Raw genomic sequence first — 22002 nt, 5'->3', positions numbered from 1 at the left:
CAAGGCGGAACTTGCGGCGCAAAAACCGGCAGTGATCCGAAACGAAGCCTCTTTTCCGGGTCATTGCCTCAAATTGCAGCACATCAGCAACGAACGGGCCATCCGGGGGCCGATTCCCGCGGCGTGCCGGGGGGCTGCGCGCGCGGGCGTGACTGGCCAAGCGGGCAGGCCCGTGCCAGAACCGGCGCAGGAAAGCCGGAGTGACGCGATGACGGGGCCGATTGAGCAGGAGTTTCTGGGTTTTACCGGTCCCGAGGATGGCTCCGGTCTGGATCGGGCGGCGAAACTGCGCGCCGATGCCGCGGCTTTGGCGGCGCTTTGGGCCGATCCGGCGGCGCGCTGCATCGGCTTCATTGCGGGCGAGGTGCTGATGACGCCCGAGGGCACTGCGGCCGATCCGGCCACCGGGCTGGGCCTCTGGTCGGCTGCGCCTGCAGAACATCAAGCGGTGTCGCGGCTGTTTCTGGGCCTGATCGGCGAGACCCCGGTCTTCGCGCTCGATCTGCCCGAGACCGCGCTGCCCGCGGCGGCCGAACGGGCCGATCTGCGCTGGGTGATGCCGCGGCTTTGCGCCCGCTCGGCCGAGCTTGCGGCGACGGCGCGCGGGCTGATCGCCTGGCACCAGTTTCACGGTTTCTGCCCGGCCTGCGGCGGGGCGACGGCGATCAGCCATGCCGGTTGGCAGCGCGATTGTCCGGCTTGTGGCCGGGTGCAATTTCCGCGCACCGATCCGGTGGTGATCATGCGCATCACCCGCGAAGATCACGTCTTGCTCGCCCGCTCTCCGGGCTGGCCCGAGGGCATGTTCTCCTGCCCGGCCGGGTTCATGGAGCCGGGCGAGACCCCCGCGGCGGCGGTCCGGCGCGAGGTTTTCGAAGAAACCGGCATCCGCGTCGGCCCGGTGCGGTTCCTGGCGGCGCAGCCCTGGCCGTTTCCGGCCTCGCTGATGCTGGGCTGCGCGGGTGAAGCCGAAAGCGACGTGATCACCGTCGATCCGAGCGAAATCGAAGCCGCGATCTGGGTGCCGCGGTCGCGTCTGGCTGCGATTCTGGCGGGCAGCGACCCCGAGATCCGCCCGTCCCGGCCCGGGACTGTTGCACGCTGGATGCTGCTGGACTGGCTTGCGCCCCCGGCCGATTGACAGCTGACGGGGCTTTGGGCAAGGGAATCGGGTGGTCAAAGCAGCCACGTCCTTGGAGGCAGGCATGAAATTCAGCAACCGCGTCGACGTGGCCTTGCCCGCCGACCAGCTCTTCGCGCAACTCACCGATATTCCGTCCCTTGAACGCGCCGCATTGCAAAAGGGGGTGGTGATGCGCCGCCTCGATTCGCTGGCGGAAAAGGCCGCGGGCATGTCCTGGAACGTGGGCTTCCGGCTGCGCGGCAAGCCGCGGCAGATGGTTGTCGACGTCACCCGGTTCGAGGCCCCGGCGCGGATCGATTACAGCGGCACCTCCGCGGGGTTCGAGGTGACGTTGGTGCTGGAATTCACCGCGCTCGCGCCGGCCCGCAGCCGGATGTCGACCGTGCTGGAAGTGAAGCCGCGCACGCTCGGCGGTCGGCTGCTGCTGCAATCGGCGCGGCTGGGCCGGGCCAATCTTGACCGTCGCTACGACGAACGGATCAAGAGCTTCCTGCGTGATCTCGAAAGCCGCAGCACCTGAGCGGACGGGGCAGGGGGTGGCTGCGCGCCCCCCTCTTGGCCTGCGGCCAATTCACCCCTGCGGCGTATTTCTCCCAAGAAGAAACAGCGGCTTTCTTCTTGGTGAAACTACGCTGGGGGGAGTCCGAAGGACGGGGGGCAACGCCCCCCTTCTTCATTCCTGTCGGCGCGGATCGGCCGGATAGGTGCCCAGAATGTGGAGATAAGAGGTGAAATAGCGCAGCTCGTCGAGCGCGAGGCGCACGTTTTCATCCTCGGGATGGCCCTCGATATCGGCGTAGAATTGCGTCGCGGTGAAGGAGCCGTCGAGCATGTAGCTTTCGAGCTTCGTCATGTTCACGCCATTCGTCGCAAAGCCGCCCATCGCCTTGTAAAGCGCGGCCGGGATGTTGCGCACCTCGAAGACGAAGGTGGTCATCATGCGCGCGGCGCGGCGGCTGTCATCGGGTTCGCGCCCCATCACCAGGAAGCGGGTGGTGTTGTGGCCGTGGTCCTCGATGTCGCGGGCAAGCACGTCGAGCCCGTAGATCGAGGCGGCGAGTTCCGAGGCCAGAACCCCTTCGCCCGGGGTGCGGGTCCGGGCGAGATCGGCCGCGGCGCCTGCGCTGTCGGCGGCGGCATGACCCGCGATGCCATGCTCGCGCAGGAAGCGCGCCGATTGCGGCAACAGCACCAGATGCGCCCGCACATGCTTGATATCGCTCAGCGTCGTGCCCGGCAGGCTCATCAGTGCGATGCGCACGCGCAGGAAATGCTCGTCAAGGATATGCAGCCCCGATTCCGGCAAGAGCCGGTGGATGTCGGCTACCCGGCCATAGGTCGAGTTTTCGACCGGCAGCATGGCAAGCTCTGCCCGGCCGTCGCGCACCGCATCGATCACCTCTTCGAAAGTGGCGCAGGGCAGGGGCTCCATCCCCGGCCGTGCCAGGTTCGCGGCCTCGTGCGAATAGGCCCCCAATTCACCCTGAAAGGCGATCACGCCATTTCCCGCCATGCTTGCATTCCTTTGCCAGTCGGTCCGGCCCCTTGATGTCGCAAAGACCGGGCCAAGAAAAGCGTCGATATGCCGTCAAGCCCCTGATCCGCGCCTTTTTATCGCGGCTCAAACGCCAATTGCCACGCGAATGAACCTTGAAATGTGCCGGTCGAAGCGCGTAGATGCGTCAACTTCAGATGCCAACCGCCGGGGGAGCCATGCTCGTCAAGACGCACATCACGAAGATTGGGGTCACGCTGTTCGCCGTGGCTCTGTTCTACGGGTTCATCTACATGCTTTCCAACTCGCTCTTCGCGACGCGGCCGGCCACCGCCGTTGCGGTTGGTGCGGACGGGAAGGCCCTGCTGCCCTCGGTCGACGAGGCTGCTGTCCAAACCGCCGCCGCGCCTGCCGCTGCTGCGCCCGCCGCCGAAGCTGCCGCCGAGCCGGCTGAGCCCGCCGCGCCGCCGCCGCCCGCCTATGTCGAGGTCGATCCGGCCACGATCACCGGCGACGCGAAAGCTGGCGAGACCTATTTCGGCAAGACCTGCAAGGCCTGCCACAAGATCGACGGCAAGAACGCCATCGGCCCGCATCTGAACGGCGTCATCGGCCGTGCCACCGCGACCGTCGAAGGCTTCAAATATTCGAAGGCCATGAAGGCCCATGTCGGCAACTGGACGCCCGATCGTCTCGACATCTATCTGGTCAGCCCGAAGGCCGAAGTGCCCGGCACCAAGATGTCCTTCGCGGGCATCCCGGATGCGGCCGACCGTGCCAACGTGATCGCCTATCTGAACACGCTGCCGCGCTGATCTCATCCACAGTACAAAAGGGGCCGTCCCGCGGGGGCGGCCCTTTCATTTTGCCGCCCTCACATCTTTGCAACTTGCCCCCGCGCGCCCTTCGCCCTTTAGTGAGGCAAAAGGGAGAATGTCATGGCGAAAGCGGCAGTTCGGGTTGCGGTGCAGGATCGGCGGGCGGCGATGGCCCGCGCGCTGGGCGGCGGGCTCGTGGCGATGCTTCTGGCGGCCGGTCTTTCGGGGCAGCTGCGCGCCGAGGAGACGATCACCGCCGCGGCCATCGCCACCCTTGGCACAGTGAAATATCCGCCCGATTTCAAGCATCTCGACTATGTGAACCCCGAGGCCCCTAAGGGCGGCGAGATCTCCGAATGGACCGGCTACGGCTTTGACAACTTCAACCCCTACACGATCGAGGGCCGCGCGGCGCCGATGGCCAGCGCGCCGCAGGAAAGCATGCTCACCGGCACCGCCGACACCGTGGGCGAGGCCTATTGCCTGCTGTGCGAAAGCTTCGAATATCCGCCCTCGCGCGATTGGGTGATCTTCACCCTGCGCCCCGGCATCACCTTCTCGGACGGCACGCCGCTGACGATCGAGGATGTGCTCTTTTCCTATGAAACCATGCGCGACAAGGGGTTGTCGAGCTTCCGCGCCATCGTCGCGCAGCAGATCGCCTCGGTCGAGGTGCTGGACGCGCGCCGCATCAAATTCACCTTCAAGCCCGACTATCCGCGTCGCGACATCATCCAGTCGGCGGGCGGCTTCCCGGTCTTTTCCAAGGCGCAGTTCGCGCGCGACAAGATCGATCTGGAAAAGCCCGCGCAGGTCGAGCTGATGGGCTCCGGTCCTTACATGCTCGACAGTTTCAAGATGGGCCAGACCGTGGTCTGGAAGCGCAACCCGGCCTATTGGGGGGAAACGCTGCCGATCAATCTGGGCCGCAACAATTTCGACCGCATCCGGGTCGAGTATTACGGCGATTACCAATCCGCCTTCGAAGGGTTCAAGGCGGGCAGCTACACCTTCCGCAACGAAGCGAGCTCGATCATCTGGGCGACGCAATATGACTTTCCGGCGTTGAAAGCCGGACATGTGGTCAAGGCGCAACTGCCCGATGGCAGTGTGGCCAGCGGTCAGGCCTGGGCGATCAATCTCGAGCGCGCGAAGTTCCAGGATATCCGCGTGCGGCAGGCTTTGGGGTTGATGTTCAACTTCGACTGGTCGAACGAGACGCTGTTCTACGGCCTTTACAAGCGGATCAATTCGCCTTGGGAGAACTCTGATCTGGCGGCCTCGGGACCGCCCTCGGAGGCGGAGCTGGCGCTGCTGACGCCGCTCGCCAAGGATTTGCCCGAAGGCGTTCTGACCGATCCGGCGGTGTTGGCGCCGGTCTCGGGCAAGCGTCAGCTCGACCGGGGCAACATGCGCAAGGCGGCGGCGCTTCTGGAGGCGGCGGGCTGGGTCGCGGGCGATGACGGGATGCGGCGCAACGCCAAGGGCGAGTTGCTGCATGTCGAATTCATCAATGATGACCAGAGCTTCGATCGCGTGATCAATCCTTTCGTGGAAAACCTGCGCGCGCTTGGGGTCGATGCGGTGAACTTCCGGGTCGATGATGCGCAATATCAGGAGCGCAAGTCGCGGCATGATTTCGACCTGATCACCGGGCATTTCGGGCAGGAACTTTTGCCCGGCGCGGGGCTGCAGCAATACTTCGGCTCGGGCGCGACCAAGGACGCCTTCAATCTGGCGGGCATCGCCAATCCGGCCATCGACGCGCTGATCCGCAAGGTCGAGGAAGCGACGACGAAAGAGGAATTGGCGGTCCGCGTTCATGCGCTCGACCGGGCGCTGCGGGCGCTGTATTTCTGGGTGCCGCAGTGGTTCAAGGACAGCCACACCGTCGCCTATTATGACATGTACGAGCACCCGGCCCAGCTTCCGCCCTATTCTCTGGGAGAGCTGGACTTCTGGTGGTATAACGCCGACAAGGCTGCAAAACTGAAAGCGGCAGGGGCGCTCTAGGGCTTCAGGCCCGCTGAAATGTCGCAAAACTGCAAGGCAAGGGAACGATGGGCGCCTATATCCTGCGGCGGTTGATGCTGGTTTTGCCGACGCTTTTCGGCATCATGCTGATCAATTTCGCGCTGACGCAATTCGTGCCGGGCGGGCCGATCGAAAGCATCATCGCCCGGGTGCAGGGCGAGTCCGATGCGACGCGCAACCTGACCGGCGGCGCCGATGCGGGCCAGAGCCAATCGGCCGAGGACATGGGCTATCAGGGCGCGCGGGGGATTTCCCCGGACCTGCTGGCGCAGCTCGAGGTGCAGATGGGCTTTTCGCGCATCACCTGCGATGAAGGCTTCACCGGCACGCCGAACCTCAAGGACCCCGCCTGCCATCGCGAAAAGATCCCGGCTTACGAGCGCTTCTTCAAGATGATGGGCGATTACCTGCGCTTTGATTTCGGCACTTCGTTCTTCAAGAACAAGACCGTCGTGGAGCTGGTGATCGACAAGATGCCGGTCTCGATCTCGCTCGGCCTGTGGTCCACATTGCTTGCCTATCTGATCTCGATCCCCTTGGGCATCCGCAAGGCGGTGAAGGACGGCACCAGCTTCGACACCTGGACCTCGGCCGCGATCATCGTCGCCTATGCCATTCCGACGCTTGTGTTTTCCGTCCTCTTGATGGTGCTGTTCGCGGGCGGCAGCTACTGGAAGATCTTCCCGCTGCGGGGGCTGACCTCGGATGATTTCGACACGCTCTCGATGGGGGGCAAGGTGCTGGATTACCTCTGGCACATCTGCCTGCCGACGATCGCGATCACGCTGTCGTCCTTCGTCACCCTGACGCTTTTGACGAAGAACTCGTTCCTCGACGAGATCAACAAGCAATATGTGATGACCGCCCGCGCCAAGGGCCTGACCGAGGGCCGCGTGCTTTATGGCCATGTCTTCCGCAACGCCATGCTGATCGTGATCGCCGGGTTTCCGGGGCTGTTCCTGTCGGTCCTCTTCTCCGGCTCGCTGATCATCGAGACGATGTTCTCGCTCGACGGGCTTGGCCTGCTTGGCTACCAAGCCGCGGTCGAGCGCGACTATCCGCTTGTTTTCGGCTCGCTTTATGCGTTCGGCCTGATTTCGCTGGTGATCGGGATCATCTCCGACATCACCTATACCCTCGTCGATCCGCGCATCGACTTCGAACGGAGGGCCGGTTGATGGCTTTGTCGCCCCTCGCAGAGCGCCGCTGGCGCAATTTCCGCGCCAACCGCCGCGCCTTCTGGTCGCTGATCCTGTTCTCGACGCTGTTCCTGCTGTCGCTGTTTGCGGAACTGATCGCCAACGATCACCCGATCGTCGTGCGCTACCGGGGCGAGACGTTCTTCCCAGTTTACAAGTTCTACCCGGAAACCGCCTTTGGCGGCGATTCCCGCACCGAGGCGATCTACACCGACCCGGCCGTGCAATGCCTGATCGTCACCGGCGGGCGGCAGGAATGCTGGGACACCCCCGAAGAGACCCGCAAGGAAGCCGAGACCACCGGCACCGTCGCGGGCGAAGCCATTGAAAAAGGCTGGATGCTCTGGCCGGTCATTCCCTACCACTACCGCACCATCAACGACGTCGGCACCGCGCCCTCGGCCCCCGATGGGCAGCACTGGCTGGGCACCGACGACACCGCGCGCGATGTGGCGGCGCGGGTGATCTATGGCTTCCGCATCTCGGTCGCGTTTGCGCTGATCGTCGCCTCGGTCTCCTCCGTGCTGGGCGTCGCGGCGGGGGCGGTGCAGGGCTATTTCGGCGGCAAGGTCGATCTGATCTTCCAACGCCTGCTGGAAATCTGGTCCTCCACCCCCTCGCTTTACGTCATCATCATCCTCTTCGCGATCTTGGGTCGGTCGTTCTGGCTGCTTGTCGGGGTGACAATCCTTTTCGGCTGGCCCGCGTTGACGGGCGTCGTGCGGGCCGAATTCCTGCGCGCGCGCAACTTCGAATATGTCCGCGCCGCCCGCGCCTTGGGCGTGTCGGATCGGGTGATCATGTTCCGCCACATCCTGCCCAATGCGATGGTGGCGACGATCACGATGCTGCCCTTCGTCATCACCGGGGCGATCTCGGGCCTCGCGACGCTGGATTATCTGGGCTACGGGCTGCCGTCCTCCGCGCCCAGCCTTGGCGAGTTGGCCTTGCAGGCGAAACAGCACCTGCAGGCGCCTTGGCTCGCCTTCACCGCCTTCGTCACCTTCGCCACCATGCTCTCGCTGCTCGTCTTCGTCTTCGAGGGCCTGCGCGACGCCTTTGACCCGCGCAAGGTGTTCAAATGACTGCCGTTCTTTCCGTCGACAACCTGCGCGTCAGCTTCCGTCAGGAGGGCCGCGAGGCGCTGGCCGTCAAGGGTGTCAGCTTCACCGTCGCCAAGGGCGAGACCGTGGCACTGGTGGGCGAATCCGGCTCGGGCAAGTCGGTCACGGCGCTCTCCACTGTGGCGCTTCTGGGGGCCAATGCCAAGGTCGAGGGCTCGGTCACCTATCTCGGCCGCGAGATGGTGGGGGCGAGCGAGCCGACGCTGCGCGCGGTGCGCGGCAATGACATCAGCTTCATCTTTCAGGAGCCGATGACCTCGCTCAACCCCTTGCATTCGATCGAGAAACAGATCGGGGAAAGCCTCGCGCTGCATCAGGGGCTGAGCGGTGCCCCGGCGCGGGCGCGGATCCTCGAACTGTTGACCCGGGTCGGCATTTCGAACCCGGAAAGCCGTCTGGCCGATCTGCCGCACCAGCTTTCGGGCGGGCAGCGGCAGCGGGTGATGATCGCGATGGCGCTGGCGAACGGGCCGGAACTGCTGGTGGCGGACGAGCCGACGACGGCGCTCGATGTGACGATTCAGGCGCAGATCCTTGATCTTCTGGCGGAACTCAAACGCGATCTGGGGATGAGCCTGCTGTTCATCAGCCACGATCTGGGGGTGGTGCGCCGCATCGCCGACAAGGTCTGCGTGATGTCGCAAGGCGAGATCGTCGAGCAGGGCGCGACCGAAGACATCTTCGCCAATCCCCAGCACCCCTACACGAAGAAGCTTCTGGCGGCCGAGCCGAAAGGCCGCGCCGAGCCGGTGCGTGAGGGCGCGGAAACGCTGCTGTCGACCGAGGCGCTGAAGGTCTGGTTCCCGATCAAGCGCGGGCTTTTGCGCCGGACGGTCGGGCACATCAAGGCGGTGAACGAAGCCAGCCTGACGGTGCGGGCGGGGGAAACCCTTGGCATCGTCGGCGAATCCGGCTCGGGCAAGACGACGCTGGCGCTCGCCCTGATGCGGCTCATCGAAAGCGAGGGGCCGATCCGCTTTGCCGGGCAAGAGATCTCGCACTGGCAGGCCAAGCAGCTGCGGCCGCTGCGCCGTGACATGCAGATCGTGTTTCAGGACCCCTTCGGCAGCCTTTCCCCTCGCATGACGATCGAGCAGATCATCGCCGAGGGGCTGACGGTGCATGGTGTCGAACCGGGGCGGAACCGGCGCGAGATGGTGGCCGAGATCATGACCGAGGTCGGTCTCGACCCGGCGGCGATGGCGCGCTATCCGCATGAATTCAGCGGCGGGCAGCGGCAACGCATCGCGATCGCGCGGGCGATGATCCTGCGGCCGCGGGTGATGGTGCTGGACGAGCCGACCTCGGCGCTTGACATGACGGTGCAGGTGCAGATCGTCGACCTTTTGCGCGACTTGCAGCGCCGCCACGGTCTGGCCTATCTTTTCATCAGCCACGATCTGCGTGTGGTGCGGGCGATGGCGCACAAGATCATGGTGATGAAGGAAGGCTGCGTGGTCGAAGCCGGTCCCGCGGCGCAGATTTTCGAACGACCCGTTACCGATTACACCCGCGCGCTGATCGCCGCGGCTTTGGGAAAAACCGCATGAAAATCCTGTTCGTTCATCAGAATTTCCCCGGCCAGTTTCCGCATCTCGCCCCGGCGCTGGCCGCGCGCGGGCACGACATTCTGGCGCTGACGACGGAAACCAACAACCGCCCCGCGCCGGTGAAGGTGGTGAAATACCGCAAGCCCGCCGAGGTGAAGCTGGAGCCGCGGCTGACGAAAATGTATGCCGATGTCTGCGAGCGCGGCATGCGCGCGGCCTTTGCGGCGCGGCAGCTGCGCACGCAGCACAACTATGTGCCCGATGTGATCTTCGGCCATCCGGGCTGGGGCGAGACGCTGTTTCTGCGCGAGGTCTGGCCCGAGGCGAAGCTCCTCGTCTATGCCGAGCTGATGTACAAGACGACCGGATTGGACACCGATTTCGACCCGGAATTCGCCAAGCCCGGCCTTGAAAACCGGATTTCCACCACGGCGCGCTCGGCGCATCTGATCCAGTCGATCGTGCAGGCCGATGCGGCGCTGTCGCCGACCGAGTTTCAGGCCTCGACCTTCCCGCCGGAGCTGCGCGCGAAGATCACCATCTGCCATGACGGGGTGAACACCGAGCGGCTGATGCCGAACCCCGAGGCCAGCTATACCGTGCAGGGCACCAGCCTGACGCTCCGCGCGGGCGACGAGGTGCTGACCTTCACCAACCGCTCGCTTGAACCTTATCGTGGCTATCACACCTTCATGCGCGCGCTGCCCGAGGTGCTGGCGGCGCGGCCCGAGGCGCAGGTGCTGATCATCGGCGAAGAGGGGCAAAGCTATGGCGCGGCCCCGGCCGAAGGCTCGTGGAAGCAGAAATTCCTCGATGAGGTGAAGGATCGTCTCGATCTGAGGCGGGTGCATTTTCTGGGCCGCGTGGCCTATGCCGATTTCGTCTCGATCATGCAGGTCGGCCGGGCGCATGCCTATCTGACCTATCCCTTTGTCCTCAGCTGGTCGCTGATGGAGGCGATGTCGGCGGGCGCGATGGTGATCGGCTCGGACACGGCGCCGCTGCGCGAGGTGATCGAGGACGGGGTGAACGGGCGGCTCGTCGATTTCTTCGACATCAAGGGCTGGTCGGCGGCGTTGACCGATGCGCTGGCGCGGCCCGAGGCTTACCTCGAGATGCGCAAGGCGGCCCGGGCCTCGGTGGTGGCGAAATATGATCTGCAGACGCAGTGCCTGCCGCGGCTGATCGAATTCGTCGAAACCGCGGGCGGCACTCTGGGCTGAGCAGGCTCGGTGTCATGCCCCCGGGGCGGTGTCGGGATCGGGCAGCGTGACCTCGGCGAAAGCGGCCTGACCATCGGCGAAAAGCGCGATCACCAGCGGGCCATGCGGGTTTTGCCATTCGGAATGGGGCAGGGGGGCGTGGGGGATCTCGGCTTCGCGGGCGGGCGGCAGCGGCTGGCCATTGCACGAAAGATACTGCAGGGGCGCCTCTGACACCCAGTCGAGCGTCAGCTGCCAGCGCCCCGGCCCGGCGGGGCTGGCGCGGACCGTCAGCTGCGGCGCGGGCGCCGCGCCCGTGGCGGGCAGAGGCGGCAGCGCGTCACATTCGGGCGTGCGGGGCGGGGGGCTGCGATAGGCGCCGGTGGCCTCGAAAGCGCAGGCGATCTGCAACAGCTGCGCATCCTCCCAACCGCGTCCGGCGAAGGTCAGCCCGGCGGGCATGCCGGTATCCGCCATCCTCCCCATCGGCACCGTCACCGTCGGCACGCCGCAATGGCGCAGCGCCAGATTGCCATTGCCGATCCAGACCCCGTTGCGCCAGGCCAGATCGGCCGAGGCCGGGCTCACATCGGCATCCGCGGGCGCCACATCGGCGACGGCCGGAAAGACGACGGCATCAAGGCCGAGCCCGTCCATCCAGTCTTCAAGGTCAATCTTGCGCGTGGCTTCGAGTCCGCGCAGCCCCTCGGCCAGATGCGGCAGGGCGCGGAAATCCGCGCAGGGATGGGCGCGGGCATGGGCCGGGTAATCGGCAATGTCATCGTCAAAGCCGGTGTAGCGGTCGGCAAGCGCGCCCCTGGGCCGCGGGAAGATCCGCGCGCCGTCGACATCGGCAAGCCGCGCGAGCCCGGGATCGCCATTCGCGCGCAGGAAATCATCCCAGGCCCAGACCGACAGATCGGTGATCTCGGTCTTCAGGTAATCGGCCGAGACGAGCCCGCGCGTCGGCAGCTTCGGGCAGCCGGGACGGTCGCCCTCGTAGTTCGAGACCAAGGGGAAATCGACCGCGATCACCTCGGCCCCGGCGGATTCCATCGCCGCGCGGGCCTGCTCCCAAAGCCCGAGGATCGACGCCCGCGTCTCGATCCGCTGCCCGGTCGGGCCGCCGATGCCGGGCTGGTCGGCGCTGCCCGCGAGCGGATCGGCATTCAGATACATCCGCGGCGCCCCGATCCGCTTGCCGCTCAGGCTGGCGCCGCGGGCGAGGGCCGGGAACGACGCCGGGCGGATCTCGGACGGGCGCGGCAGCGCGACCCAGGGCTGCGCGCGCCAGAAATCGCCGCGCGTCTCGGCGTCATCCACCACCAGAAGATCGAGCAGCTCGAGCAGATCGGTCATGCAGCGGGTCTGCGGCACCACCACATCCATCGTCGGCACCAAGGGCCAGTTGCCCCGGGTCGAGATCAGGCCGCGGCTGGGCGTATAGGCGCAAAGCCCGTTCAGCGCGGCGGGCGTGCGCCCCGAGGACCAGGTTTCCTCGCCCAGACCGAAAGCCGCGAAGCTCGCCGCCGTCGCCGTGCCCGAGCCGTTCGACGAGCCCGAGGCGAAGGCCGCCGTCAGCCAATCGGCAGAATAGGGCGACTCGGCGCGGCCATGCAGACCGCGCTGCATGCCGCCGTTCGCCATCGGCGGCATGTTGGTCAGCCCGATCAGCACCGCCCCCGCCGCGCGCAGCCGGGCGATGGCAAAGGCGTCGTCAGTGGCGATCAGATCGGCAAAGGCGGGCGATCCGGCATCGGCCGGCAGGCCCTTCGCCTTGAAACTGGCCTTGGCGGTATAGGGAATGCCGTCCAGCGGCCCGAGGGGCTTGCTCGCGTTGCGGCGCAGATCGGCGGCGCGGGCGTCCCTGAACATCTGCGGGTTCAGCACGGTCAGCGCATTCAGCCGCGGCCCCTGTCGGTCAAAGCGGACGATCCGGGTCAGGTAGCCCGCAACGAGCCCGACCGAGGTGGCATCCCCCCGCGCAAGGGCGGCGCGCAGATCGGCAAGGCTGGCATCGACGAGGGTCATCCGGGGCTCTTTGGCAAGGGGCTGATCCGCAAGGATAACCGCCGCTGCCGCCTTCGCATAGCCCCGCCCCGCGGGTCACATCACGGCAACGAGCACGCGCCGCAACAGCCCCGCCGAAAGCAGCAGCATCGTCGCGCCGACGAGCAGATCGAGCACCCGCCAGGCGAGCGGGCGGGCAAAGAGCGGCGCCAGCAGCCGCGCGCCATAGCCAAGCGTGACGAACCAGATCCCGCTGGCCAGCCCCGCGCCCAAGACGAAGGGCAGATGCGCGCCCGAGGGCTGCGCCGCACCGACCGAGCCGACCAGCAGCACCGTATCCAGATAGACATGCGGGTTGAGCAGGGTGAAGCCCGCGACCCGTGCCAGCGCCCCGAGCCGGCTCAGCGTCTCGCCACCGTTTTCCGCCACCAGCTGCTCGGCATGCAGCGCGCGGCGCAGCGCGGAAATCCCGTACCAGCCCAGAAACACCGCCCCGCCGAGCGAGAGGCTGGTGACCAGTCTTGGCGCCTGACCCAGCACCGCGCCAAGGCCCGCGACCCCGGCCGCGATCAGCAAAAGGTCGGTCAGGGCGCAAAAGGTGACGAGGATGCCGACATGCTCGCGCCGCAGCCCCTGGCGCAGCACGAAGGCATTCTGCGCGCCGATGGCGACGATGAGACCGAAAGACAGGGCGAAACCGGTGAGGAGGGGGGCGATCTGGGTCATGGGGCTTCCTTGCCCGGCCTTGGCGGTGTAGTCAAATTCAGGATGCTAAAGCTGATGAAGGCAGGCTTAAGATGCTCGACTATCCTCTGCTCGCGGCTCTGGCGGCGGTGATCCGCGAAGGCGGGTTCGAACGCGCGGCTGTGGTGCTGGGCGTCACCCCCTCGGCGGTGTCGCAGCGTATTCGCGCGCTGGAGGAGCGGGTGGGGGCGGCGCTGGTCGTGCGCAGCCAGCCGCCGGTGCCGACCGAGGCGGGGGCGCGGCTTTGCGCCCATGTCGAGAAGGTTCGACTGCTGGAGGGCGAACTGGCCAGCGATCTTCCGGCGCTGGCGGGTCCGGGGCCGGGGGTGCCCGCGCTGCCGGTCGCGGTGAATGCGGATTCGCTCGGCAGTTGGTTCCTGCCCGCCGCGGCGCGGTTTTCCGAGGCGACGGGGGCGCTTTTGCATCTGGTGCTGGATGACGAGGCGCATACCGCGGCGCGGTTGCGCTCGGGCGAGGTGCTGGCGGCGGTCACGGCCGAGCCTGCGGCGGTGCCGGGCTGCCGGACCCGGCGGCTCGGCGCCTTGCGCTATGTCGCCTGCGCGAGCCCCGCGTTTCAGGCGCGGTATTTCGCAGAAGGGGTCACCGCCGCGGCGCTGAACCGCGCGCCGGTGCTGCAATTCGACCGCAAGGACGGGTTGCAGGCGCGCTGGCTGCGGCAGCATTTCGATCAGGCGCTGACGGCGCCGACGCATCAGGTGCCCTCGACGCAGGGGTTTCTGGATGCGAGCCTTGTCGGGCTTGGCTGGGCGCTGCATCCCTTGCCGCTGGCCGCGGTGCCCTTGGCCGAGGGGCGGCTGGTCGAGCTTGTGCCCGGCGCGGGGATGGATGTGGTGCTGCATTGGCAACATGCGCGGCTGGGGGCGCGGTTGCTTGAGACGCTCACGCGCGAGGTGGCGGCCGAGGCCGCGCGCAGTCTTTTCCCCGTCGCAGGGCTCAGCGCTTTGCCAGAACCTGCACCAGATCCGAGCCGATCCGCGCCGGTCCCGACAGATCCAGCGTCGAGATGATGTCGCCCAGATGCGCGCGCATCAGCCGCTCGGCGGTATCGGCGTCGCGCGACCGCAGCGCGGCCAGCAGCGAGGCATGGTCATGGTCGCGGCAGGTCTCCAGCCCCGGCGCGCCATAGATCGCCACGATCAGCGAGCTGCGCGTCACCAGCTCCTTGAGCAGCCGCAGCAGCGTCTCGTTGCCCGTCGCCTCGGCGAGCCGCAGGTGGAACTCGCCCGACAGCCGGATCGCCGCATGGCGGTTGCCGCGCTGATGCGCCTCGGCCTCTTCGGCCAGACAGGCCTGCAACGCCGCCAGTTGATCCTCGGTCGCGCGCTCCACCACCAGACGCGCGGCGGCAGGTTCGATCGCAAGCCGCGCCTCGAACACGTCGCGGGCCTGTTTCACGCTCGGGCTGGCGACATAGGCGCCCCGGTTCGAGCGCAATTCGACCACGTCATGGCTGGCCAAAAGCAGCAGACAGCGCCGGATCCGCATCCGCCCGACCCCGAAAGCCTTGCACAGTTCCGATTCGGAAAGCTTGGTCCCGGCCGCGAGGCGCCGTTCCATCACTGCCTCGAAAATGCGCGCGACGATCTCGGTTTCGGTGATTTCCTCACCGGCCGCGAAAGCGTCGCTGTCGTCTTCGGGCGTCTCCGTCATCGGGTCCATCGTGAACAGGCCTGTTTCGGCTGGGAAATACACGCTTGCACCGGGTGCAACAAGCGCAGCGACCGGGCCAAGCCATCTAACACGATGGTTGACAGGATTGTTAACAATCTTTTGCCCTAAGCCTGCCGCTCCGGCTAAGCTTCGGAGCAGGACGAACCGCTGACCGACAAGACGGGCCCAACAGGGAGTTTCCAAATGAACAGACGCACCATGATGCTTCGCTCCACCGCGCTGGCGGTTCTGGCAAGCCTCAGCCTTTCCGCCACCGCCGCCATGGCCGAAGAGACGCTGAAGATCGGCTTCGTCGGCGTCACCTCGGGTCCGGCTGCGGCCTGGGGCACGTCGAACGTGCGCTCGATGCAGACGCTCGCCGCGATGCTGAACGAAAAGGGCGGGGTCGAGATCGGCGGCACGACCTACAAGATCGAGATCGTCACCTTCGACGACCAGAAAGACCCGAAACGCGCGATCGCCGGCATGGAGCAGATGGCGCAGCAGGGCATCCATTATGTCGTCGGCCCGAACGTCGATGACGGCGCGGCCGCGGTGCGCCCGGTGGCCGAGGCGAACAACATCATCTACGTCCCCTATGCCTTCCCGAAAGAGCTTTACACCGCCCCCGCCGAAAACGCGATCCTGGGCATGGTGGCGAGCTATCAGTCCGGCCCGGCGATCTACAAATACCTGAAGGACAACAAGGGCGTCACCAAGGTCGCCTTCGTCGCGGCGAATGAATCCGACCCGCTGAGCCAGCGCGACAGCGGCGTCGAGGCGGCCAAGGCGCTCGGCCTTGAGGTGACCTCGTCGGACGTGACCTATCAGGTCGACACCACCGATTTCACCCCGGTCCTGCTGCCGGTGCTGAAGACCCAGCCCGACCTGCTGGTGCTTTCGGGCGTCGCCCCGGCGGCCGCGCCGCAGATGATCCGCTCGGCCCGCGATCTGGGCTACACCGGGCTGATTTCGACCGAAACCGCGCAGGATGCGAAGGTGATCGAGGAAGGCGCGGGCGAGGCGGCGAATGGCTTCATCTCGGTCGGTGGCGCCTCGACCCCCGAGATCGCCTCGGATTACATGAAGGAATTCGTGGCGAAATACACCGAGATGTTCGGCGAATATAACGACGAGTCGAACACCAAGGTCTATGCGCTCGAATACATCCTCGACACGCTGAAGGCCGATCCGAAGGGCATCTCCGACATCGCCGCCTTCAAGACCGCGATGGAGACCTTCGCCGCGCCCAACCCCTACATGAAGGGCGATGCGCAGATGACCTATGTCGGCACCACCTCGTTCGGGCAGAAGCGTCAGCTTTCGGTGCCGCTCGTGGTGAACGAATACAAGGACGGCGCGTTCCAGACGCTGTTCGTCGCGACGGTCGACTGAGACCGGATCTGGCCCGGCCGCTGACGGCCGGGCCCTTTTCCCTTTCGCGGAGCGGACATGGAGCAGATCATCGTCAACGGGCTCTTTCTCGGCGCCTCCTATGCGCTGATCGCGCTCGGTCTCACGCTCATCTTCTCGCTGATGAACGTGCTCAACTTCGCCCACGGGCAGATGTATGTGATCGGCGGGTTCATCACCTATACGGTGGTGGCGCAGTTCCATCTGCCGTTTCTGGTCGGGCTTCTGGCCTCGGCCGTGGCGCTGGCGGCGCTTGGCGCCTTTGCCGAGCGCTTCCTCTTCGCCCCCGTCATCCGACGCTCGAAGCGCGAGGAATCGACGATGCTTCTGGCGGCCGGGATCGCCTTCTTTCTGGATGCGGTGACGCTGCTCGTCTTTGGCGAGAAGCAGCGCGGCATTCCGAAGATCGTGGGCGGCGTCTTCAACTGGGATTTCCGCATCGTCATGCCCTATGACCGCATCCTGATCGGGGCGCTGGCCGTCGCGCTGATCGGGGCGTTCATCCTGTTCATGCGCCAGTCCCGCACCGGCCGCGCGATGCGCGCGCTGGCGCAGGACCGGATGGCGGCAGAGCTGATGGGCGTCGATGTCGAGCGCTATTCGATGATCGGTTTCGCGCTGGGTGCGATGCTGGCCGGGCTCGTCGGCGGGCTTCTGGTCTCGATCGTCGGCGTCAATCTGGGCATGGGCGGGCCGACCTCGATCAAGGCCTTCATGATGATCATGATTGGTGGCGCGGGGGTGATTTCGGGCGCGATCGCCGGGGGCTTCATCCTGGGCATGCTGGAATCCGTCGGGCTGTCGCTGCTCGCCGCCTATGGCGACATCACCTATCTCGTCATCTTCGCCTCGCTGATGATCTTCCTCGCCTTCCGCCCGCAGGGGCTGATGGGCAAACCCTGGGGCTGAGCCATGATCCGTTCGCTTTCCGTCGCGGCCTTCCTGCTGGCGCTTTACATCGGCGTGCCGGGGCTGATCAGCCTCACCGGCCGGTGGGATTTCTACTACACGCTCACCTCGGTGGCGCTTTTGTCGATCGGCTCGGCCGGGGTCTGGCTGACCTTCTACATCGGCCGCATCAACATCGGGCAGGGCGCCTATGCGCTGGCGGGCGGCTATGTCGCGGCGGTGCTGATCACCAAGCTGGGCTTCAACTTCTGGGCCACGCTGCCGCTGGCGGGGCTCTTTTGCGCCGCGCTGGCAGTGCTGATCGGCCTGCCGATCCTGCGGCTGAGGGGCGTCTATTTCTCGATGGTGACGCTGGTCCTGACCGAGGTCGCCCGGCTCTCGGCGCTGGCCCTGCCGGTGACGAACGGCGCGCGCGGCATCACCTCGATCCCGCTGCCGGGCGAGGTGTCGGTCTTCGGCCTGACGCTCATCCCCGATTTCGCCACGCTCGAAAACCCGAAGCTGGCCTTTTACCTGATGGCCGTGACGCTGATGTGCCTTGCCTATCTCGTGCTCTGGCGCATCACCCGCTCGCGGCTTGGCCACCTGTTCCGCTCGCTGCAGCAAAACGAGGATCTGGCGGCCTCGATCGGTGTCAACATCGCCTTCCTGCGCGTGCTGGCCTATGCGATTTCCTCCTTCATGGGCGGCATCGCCGGGGCGGGCTTCGTGGTGATCTCGCAGTCGATCTACCCCTCGTCCTTTCAGGTCGCCGACAGCGTCAACTTCATGCTGAACTGCTTCCTGGGCGGGCTTGGCTTCGTCTTCGGCCCGATGCTCGGCACGCTGGTCCTATACTTCGGCTGGTCGCTTCTCTTTGCCGCCGCGAAATACCAGATGCTGATCTATTCGACGCTGCTGATCGCCGCGATGCTGGTCGTGCCGAACGGTCTTCTGAGCCTGCCCGCGATGCTGCGCGGCAAGGGGGGGAAATGAGCCCGATCCTGCAAATCCGCAATGTCACCAAGCGCTTCGACGGGCTTGTTGCGAATAACGACATTTCCTTTGACGTCGCCGAGGGCGAGATCCTGTCCGTGATCGGCCCGAATGGCGCGGGGAAATCGACGCTGTTCAAGATGATCTCGTCGTTCCTGCGTACGACCTCGGGCGAAGTACTGTTTCGCGGCGAGAAGATCTCGAACCTGTCGCCCCATGCGGTGGCGCGCAAGGGGGTGGTGCGGACCTTTCAGGAGACCACGATCTTCCGCGCGATGACCGTGCGCGAAAACGTCATCGTCGCGCATCATCTGCGCGCCAAGGCGTCACTGGCGGGCTTCTTCTTCGGCTCCAGCGCGGCGCGGGCGGATGAGACCGCCTTTGCCGCCTCGGCCGACGAGATCATCGGGTTTCTGGGCCTTGCACCCATTGCGGGCGAGCTGGCCTCGAACCTGCCGCAGGGGCATCTGCGCGCGCTGGGCATGGCGATTGGCCTCGCCACCAACCCCTCGGTGTTGCTGCTCGACGAGCCCTTCGCCGGGATGAACCATGACGAGACGATGCGGATGGTGGCGCTGGTGCGCCGCTTGCGCGACGAGCGGGGCATCACGGTGCTTCTGGTCGAGCATGACATGCCGGCGGTGATGAAGATCTCCGACCGGATCGTGGTGCTCAATTTCGGCGAGAAGATCGCCGAGGGCACCCCAGCCGAAATTCAGGAAAATCCGCGCGTGATCGAGGCTTACCTCGGCTCGGAAGACGCCGCGATCGGGATGTGACCATGCTCAGCCTCGAGAATGTCGAACTTTATTACGACCATGTCTATGCGCTCAAGGGCGTGTCGCTGTCGCTGTCGGAAGGCGAGACGGTGGCGCTGATCGGGGCGAACGGGGCGGGGAAATCCTCGATCCTGCGCGCGATTACGGGCCTGCGCAAACCGCGCTCGGGCACGATCACCTATCGCGGCGCGCGGATCGACGGCAAATCCCCGGCCGAGATCGTGAAGATGGGCATCGCGATGGTGCCCGAGGGGCGGCGGGTCTTCCCGCTGATGTCGGTCAAGGACAACCTGCTGATGGGCGCCTTCACCCGCTCCGACACGGCCGGGATCGCGCGTTCGCTTGATGCCGTCCTGACCCGGTTCCCGCGGCTGAAGGAGCGCTTCGGGCAGCAGGCGGGCACGCTTTCGGGGGGCGAGCAGCAGATGATGGTGATCGGTCGTGCGCTGATGGCGGCGCCGAAACTGCTGCTGCTCGACGAGCCCTCGCTCGGCATCGCGCCGAAGCTGGTGCAGGACATCGCCCGCGCGATCGTGGCGATCAGCCGCGACGAGGGCGTGTCGGTGCTGCTGGTGGAACAGAACAGCCGCATGGCGCTGTCGATCTCTGCCCGTGCCTATGCGCTCTCGACCGGCACCGTCGCGCTGTCGGGCCTCTCGCGCGATCTGATGCACGATCCGCGCATCAAGGCGGCTTATCTTGGGGGCGACATGTGATGCGGCTTTTGCTGATCAATCCGAACACCACCGCAACGATGACCGAAAAGGCCGGGGCCGCCGCCCGTCGCGTCGCGGCGCCGGGCACCGAGATCATCGCGGTGAACCCGACCCACGGCCCCGCCTCGATCGAGGGCTATTACGACGAGGCGATGAGCCTTGCCGGGCTTTTGGGGATCATCGGCGGGCGCGACGATTATGACGCCGTGATCATCGCCTGTTTCGATGACACCGGGCTTGATGCCGCGCGCTGCCTGACCGAAAAGCCGGTGATCGGCATCGGCGAGGCGGCCTTCCACATGGCCGCGATGCTCTCGAACCGGTTTTCCGTCGTCACCACGCTCGGCCGCTCGGTCCCGGCGCTCGAGCACAACCTGACCCGCTACGGTCTGGCGGCGCGCTGCGCCCGGGTGCGGGCCTCGGAAATTCCGGTGCTCGAGCTTGAAGACCCGCTCAGCGATGCCTGTGCCCGCATCGGCGCCGAGGTGGCGCAGGCGATCACCGAGGACCGGGCCGAGGCGATCGTGCTGGGCTGTGCGGGGATGACCGATCTGGCCGAGGGTCTGGGCCGCGCGCATGGGCTGCCGGTGCTTGACGGCGTCGTCTGCGCCGTCGCGCTGGCCGAGGGGATGGTGCGGCTTGGTCTGGCCACCTCGCGGCTTGGCGGTTACGCGCCGCCGCGGTTCGACAAGGGCTGAACGACCCTTTCCAAAACCGGGCTGCCGTGATCCCGCGTCCCGTCGGGCGCGGGAATCGCTGGCCTTGTCGGCAAAGCGCGATATACTCCCCCGCAGTATAGATCCCCGCGGGGAGGGAAAGCCGTGCCGAACGACCCCGAGGACAAGAAGCGGATTCTGGCCCGCGTGAAACGGATCACCGGTCAGTGCGAAGCCCTGACCCGGGCGCTGGAAACCGGCTCCGACTGCGGGCCGATCCTGCAACAGATCGCCGCCGTCCGCGGCGCCGTGAACGGGCTGATGGCCGAGGTGCTGGAAGCCCATATCCGCGACGAATTCGGTCCGCCCGAGGGAGAGGGCGGCGCCAAAACCGGGGAATTGCTGGCGCTGGTGCGCAGCTACCTCAAGTAACTCACAGGGAGATCCTTATGAAATCGCGTGCCGCCGTCGCCTTTGCCCCCGGCAAACCCCTTGAAATCGTGGAAATCGATGTTGCGCCCCCGAAAAAGGGCGAGGTGCTGATCCGCATCACCGACACCGGCGTGTGCCACACCGACGCCTTCACGCTGTCGGGCGATGACCCGGAGGGCCTGTTCCCGGTCGTGCTCGGCCACGAAGGCGCGGGCGTCGTGGTCGAGGTCGGCGAGGGCGTCACCTCGGTCAAACCGGGCGATCACGTCATTCCGCTTTACACCGCCGAATGCGGCGAGTGCCTGTTCTGCAAATCGGGCAAGACGAACCTGTGCACCTCGGTCCGCGCGACCCAGGGCAAGGGCGTGATGCCCGACGGCACCTCGCGCTTTTCCTACAACGGCCAGCCGATCTATCACTACATGGGCTGCTCGACTTTCTCGGAATACACCGTCGTGGCCGAGGTCTCGCTTGCCAAGATCAACCCCGAAGCCAATCACGAGCAGGTCTGCCTGCTGGGTTGCGGCGTGACCACCGGCATCGGCGCGGTGCACAACACGGCGAAGGTGCAGGAAGGCGACAGCGTCGCCGTCTTCGGTCTGGGCGGCATCGGCCTTGCGGTCATTCAGGGCGCGCGGCAGGCGAAGGCCGGGCGCATCATCGCCATCGACACCAACCCGTCGAAATTCGATCTGGCGCGGCAGTTCGGCGCCACCGATTTCGTCAACCCGAAGGATCACGCGAAGCCCATCCAGCAGGTGATCGTCGAGATGACCGGCTGGGGCGTCGATCACAGCTTCGAATGCATCGGCAACGTCAATGTCATGCGCGCGGCGCTCGAATGCGCGCATCGCGGCTGGGGGCAGTCGATCATCATCGGCGTCGCGGGCGCGGGGCAGGAAATCTCGACCCGGCCGTTCCAGCTGGTGACCGGGCGCAAATGGATGGGCACCGCCTTTGGCGGGGTGAAAGGGCGGTCGCAACTGCCGGGCATGGTCGAGCAGGCGATGAAGGGCGAGATCGAGCTTGAGCCCTTCGTCACCCATACGATGGCGCTCGATCAGATCAACGAGGCCTTCGATCTGATGCATGAAGGCAAGTCGATCCGTTCCGTCATCAAGTTCTGAGGAT

At 66.0% G+C, this 22002-nt stretch carries 21 protein-coding genes; 17 read left to right on the top strand and 4 right to left on the bottom strand.

The window, feature by feature from the left end; all coding sequences use genetic code 11:
• Positions 1–208: 208 nt before the first annotated feature.
• Positions 209–1141 carry an NAD(+) diphosphatase gene (nudC, locus tag C8J30_RS08845; protein WP_110805484.1) on the top strand — a complete coding sequence of 311 codons (933 nt, stop codon included), beginning with the start codon at positions 209–211 and terminating at the stop codon, positions 1139–1141.
• A gap of 64 nt (positions 1142–1205) precedes the next feature.
• A complete protein-coding gene (locus C8J30_RS08840) occupies positions 1206–1664 on the top strand; it encodes an SRPBCC family protein (RefSeq protein ID WP_110805483.1) in 459 nt (152 codons plus the stop codon).
• Between the two features lie 153 nt (positions 1665–1817).
• Here C8J30_RS08840 and C8J30_RS08835 read toward each other — a convergent pair whose 3' ends face one another.
• Complete coding sequence (locus tag C8J30_RS08835; protein WP_110805482.1) at positions 1818–2657, bottom strand: prephenate dehydratase; 840 nt, start codon at positions 2655–2657, stop codon at positions 1818–1820.
• Between the two features lie 200 nt (positions 2658–2857).
• Between C8J30_RS08835 and C8J30_RS08830 the strand changes: the two genes are divergently transcribed.
• From C8J30_RS08830 to C8J30_RS08805, 6 genes are all read left to right on the top strand, one after another.
• Positions 2858–3454 carry a c-type cytochrome gene (locus C8J30_RS08830; protein ID WP_245909737.1) on the top strand — a complete coding sequence of 199 codons (597 nt, stop codon included), beginning with the start codon at positions 2858–2860 and terminating at the stop codon, positions 3452–3454.
• Positions 3455–3577: 123 nt separating this feature from the next.
• Positions 3578–5470, top strand: coding sequence for an extracellular solute-binding protein (locus C8J30_RS08825; RefSeq protein WP_110805481.1), 1893 nt, complete (start codon positions 3578–3580; stop codon positions 5468–5470).
• A gap of 47 nt (positions 5471–5517) precedes the next feature.
• A complete protein-coding gene (locus tag C8J30_RS08820) occupies positions 5518–6669 on the top strand; it encodes a microcin C ABC transporter permease YejB (RefSeq protein ID WP_110805480.1) in 1152 nt (383 codons plus the stop codon).
• Positions 6669–7775 carry an ABC transporter permease gene (locus C8J30_RS08815; RefSeq protein ID WP_110805479.1) on the top strand — a complete coding sequence of 369 codons (1107 nt, stop codon included), beginning with the start codon at positions 6669–6671 and terminating at the stop codon, positions 7773–7775. Before C8J30_RS08820 ends, C8J30_RS08815 begins: the two co-directional genes overlap by 1 nt.
• Positions 7772–9364, top strand: coding sequence for an ABC transporter ATP-binding protein (locus C8J30_RS08810; protein WP_110805478.1), 1593 nt, complete (start codon positions 7772–7774; stop codon positions 9362–9364). Before C8J30_RS08815 ends, C8J30_RS08810 begins: the two co-directional genes overlap by 4 nt.
• Complete coding sequence (locus C8J30_RS08805; RefSeq protein WP_110805477.1) at positions 9361–10587, top strand: glycosyltransferase; 1227 nt, start codon at positions 9361–9363, stop codon at positions 10585–10587. Before C8J30_RS08810 ends, C8J30_RS08805 begins: the two co-directional genes overlap by 4 nt.
• Before the next feature lie 12 nt (positions 10588–10599).
• Here the strand turns inward: C8J30_RS08805 and C8J30_RS08800 are convergent, their stop codons facing one another.
• Complete coding sequence (locus tag C8J30_RS08800) at positions 10600–12597, bottom strand: amidase (protein ID WP_110805476.1); 1998 nt, start codon at positions 12595–12597, stop codon at positions 10600–10602.
• Positions 12598–12672: 75 nt separating this feature from the next.
• Positions 12673–13302 (bottom strand): LysE/ArgO family amino acid transporter, encoded by a 630-nt coding sequence (locus tag C8J30_RS08795; RefSeq protein ID WP_110805475.1) that lies wholly within the window; start codon positions 13300–13302, stop codon positions 12673–12675.
• 71 nt (positions 13303–13373) lie between these two features.
• On the opposite strand from C8J30_RS08795, the gene C8J30_RS08790 reads away from it, so the two are divergent.
• Complete coding sequence (locus C8J30_RS08790) at positions 13374–14348, top strand: LysR family transcriptional regulator ArgP (RefSeq protein WP_110805474.1); 975 nt, start codon at positions 13374–13376, stop codon at positions 14346–14348.
• On the opposite strand, the gene C8J30_RS08785 is transcribed toward C8J30_RS08790, so the two are convergent.
• Complete coding sequence (locus C8J30_RS08785) at positions 14275–15000, bottom strand: GntR family transcriptional regulator (RefSeq protein WP_110805473.1); 726 nt, start codon at positions 14998–15000, stop codon at positions 14275–14277. The two genes, C8J30_RS08790 and C8J30_RS08785, sit on opposite strands and share 74 nt — an antisense overlap.
• 195 nt (positions 15001–15195) lie before the next feature.
• Here C8J30_RS08785 and C8J30_RS08780 point away from each other — a divergent pair, with 195 nt between their 5' ends.
• From C8J30_RS08780 to C8J30_RS08745, 8 genes are all read left to right on the top strand, one after another.
• Entirely contained in the window at positions 15196–16386 is a 1191-nt protein-coding gene (locus C8J30_RS08780; RefSeq protein ID WP_110805472.1) for an ABC transporter substrate-binding protein, read from the top strand.
• Between the two features lie 57 nt (positions 16387–16443).
• Positions 16444–17313 (top strand): branched-chain amino acid ABC transporter permease, encoded by an 870-nt coding sequence (locus C8J30_RS08775; RefSeq protein WP_110805471.1) that lies wholly within the window; start codon positions 16444–16446, stop codon positions 17311–17313.
• Between the two features lie 3 nt (positions 17314–17316).
• Entirely contained in the window at positions 17317–18288 is a 972-nt protein-coding gene (locus C8J30_RS08770) for a branched-chain amino acid ABC transporter permease (protein ID WP_110805470.1), read from the top strand.
• Positions 18285–19067: an ABC transporter ATP-binding protein gene (locus C8J30_RS08765; RefSeq protein WP_110805469.1), complete on the top strand. Its 783-nt coding sequence runs from the start codon at positions 18285–18287 to the stop codon at positions 19065–19067. The genes C8J30_RS08770 and C8J30_RS08765 overlap by 4 nt, the downstream gene beginning before the upstream one ends.
• Before the next feature lie 2 nt (positions 19068–19069).
• Positions 19070–19783 carry an ABC transporter ATP-binding protein gene (locus tag C8J30_RS08760; RefSeq protein ID WP_110805468.1) on the top strand — a complete coding sequence of 238 codons (714 nt, stop codon included), beginning with the start codon at positions 19070–19072 and terminating at the stop codon, positions 19781–19783.
• A complete protein-coding gene (locus tag C8J30_RS08755) occupies positions 19783–20481 on the top strand; it encodes an aspartate/glutamate racemase family protein (protein ID WP_110805467.1) in 699 nt (232 codons plus the stop codon). The genes C8J30_RS08760 and C8J30_RS08755 overlap by 1 nt, the downstream gene beginning before the upstream one ends.
• Positions 20482–20604: 123 nt before the next feature.
• Positions 20605–20871, top strand: a complete 267-nt coding sequence (locus C8J30_RS08750; RefSeq protein ID WP_110805466.1) for a metal/formaldehyde-sensitive transcriptional repressor — start codon at positions 20605–20607, stop codon at positions 20869–20871.
• 17 nt (positions 20872–20888) lie between these two features.
• The gene (locus tag C8J30_RS08745; protein WP_110805465.1) at positions 20889–21998 is read left to right on the top strand and encodes an S-(hydroxymethyl)glutathione dehydrogenase/class III alcohol dehydrogenase; all 1110 of its coding nucleotides are present in this window, start codon (positions 20889–20891) and stop codon (positions 21996–21998) included.
• Positions 21999–22002 lie beyond the last annotated feature (4 nt).

The organism is Rhodobacter viridis (assembly GCF_003217355.1).
GTDB classification, from domain to species: Bacteria; Pseudomonadota; Alphaproteobacteria; order Rhodobacterales; family Rhodobacteraceae; genus Rhodobacter; species Rhodobacter viridis.
The sequence above is the reverse complement of the archived record's forward strand: the minus strand, read 5'-3'. Positions and strand labels throughout refer to the sequence as shown.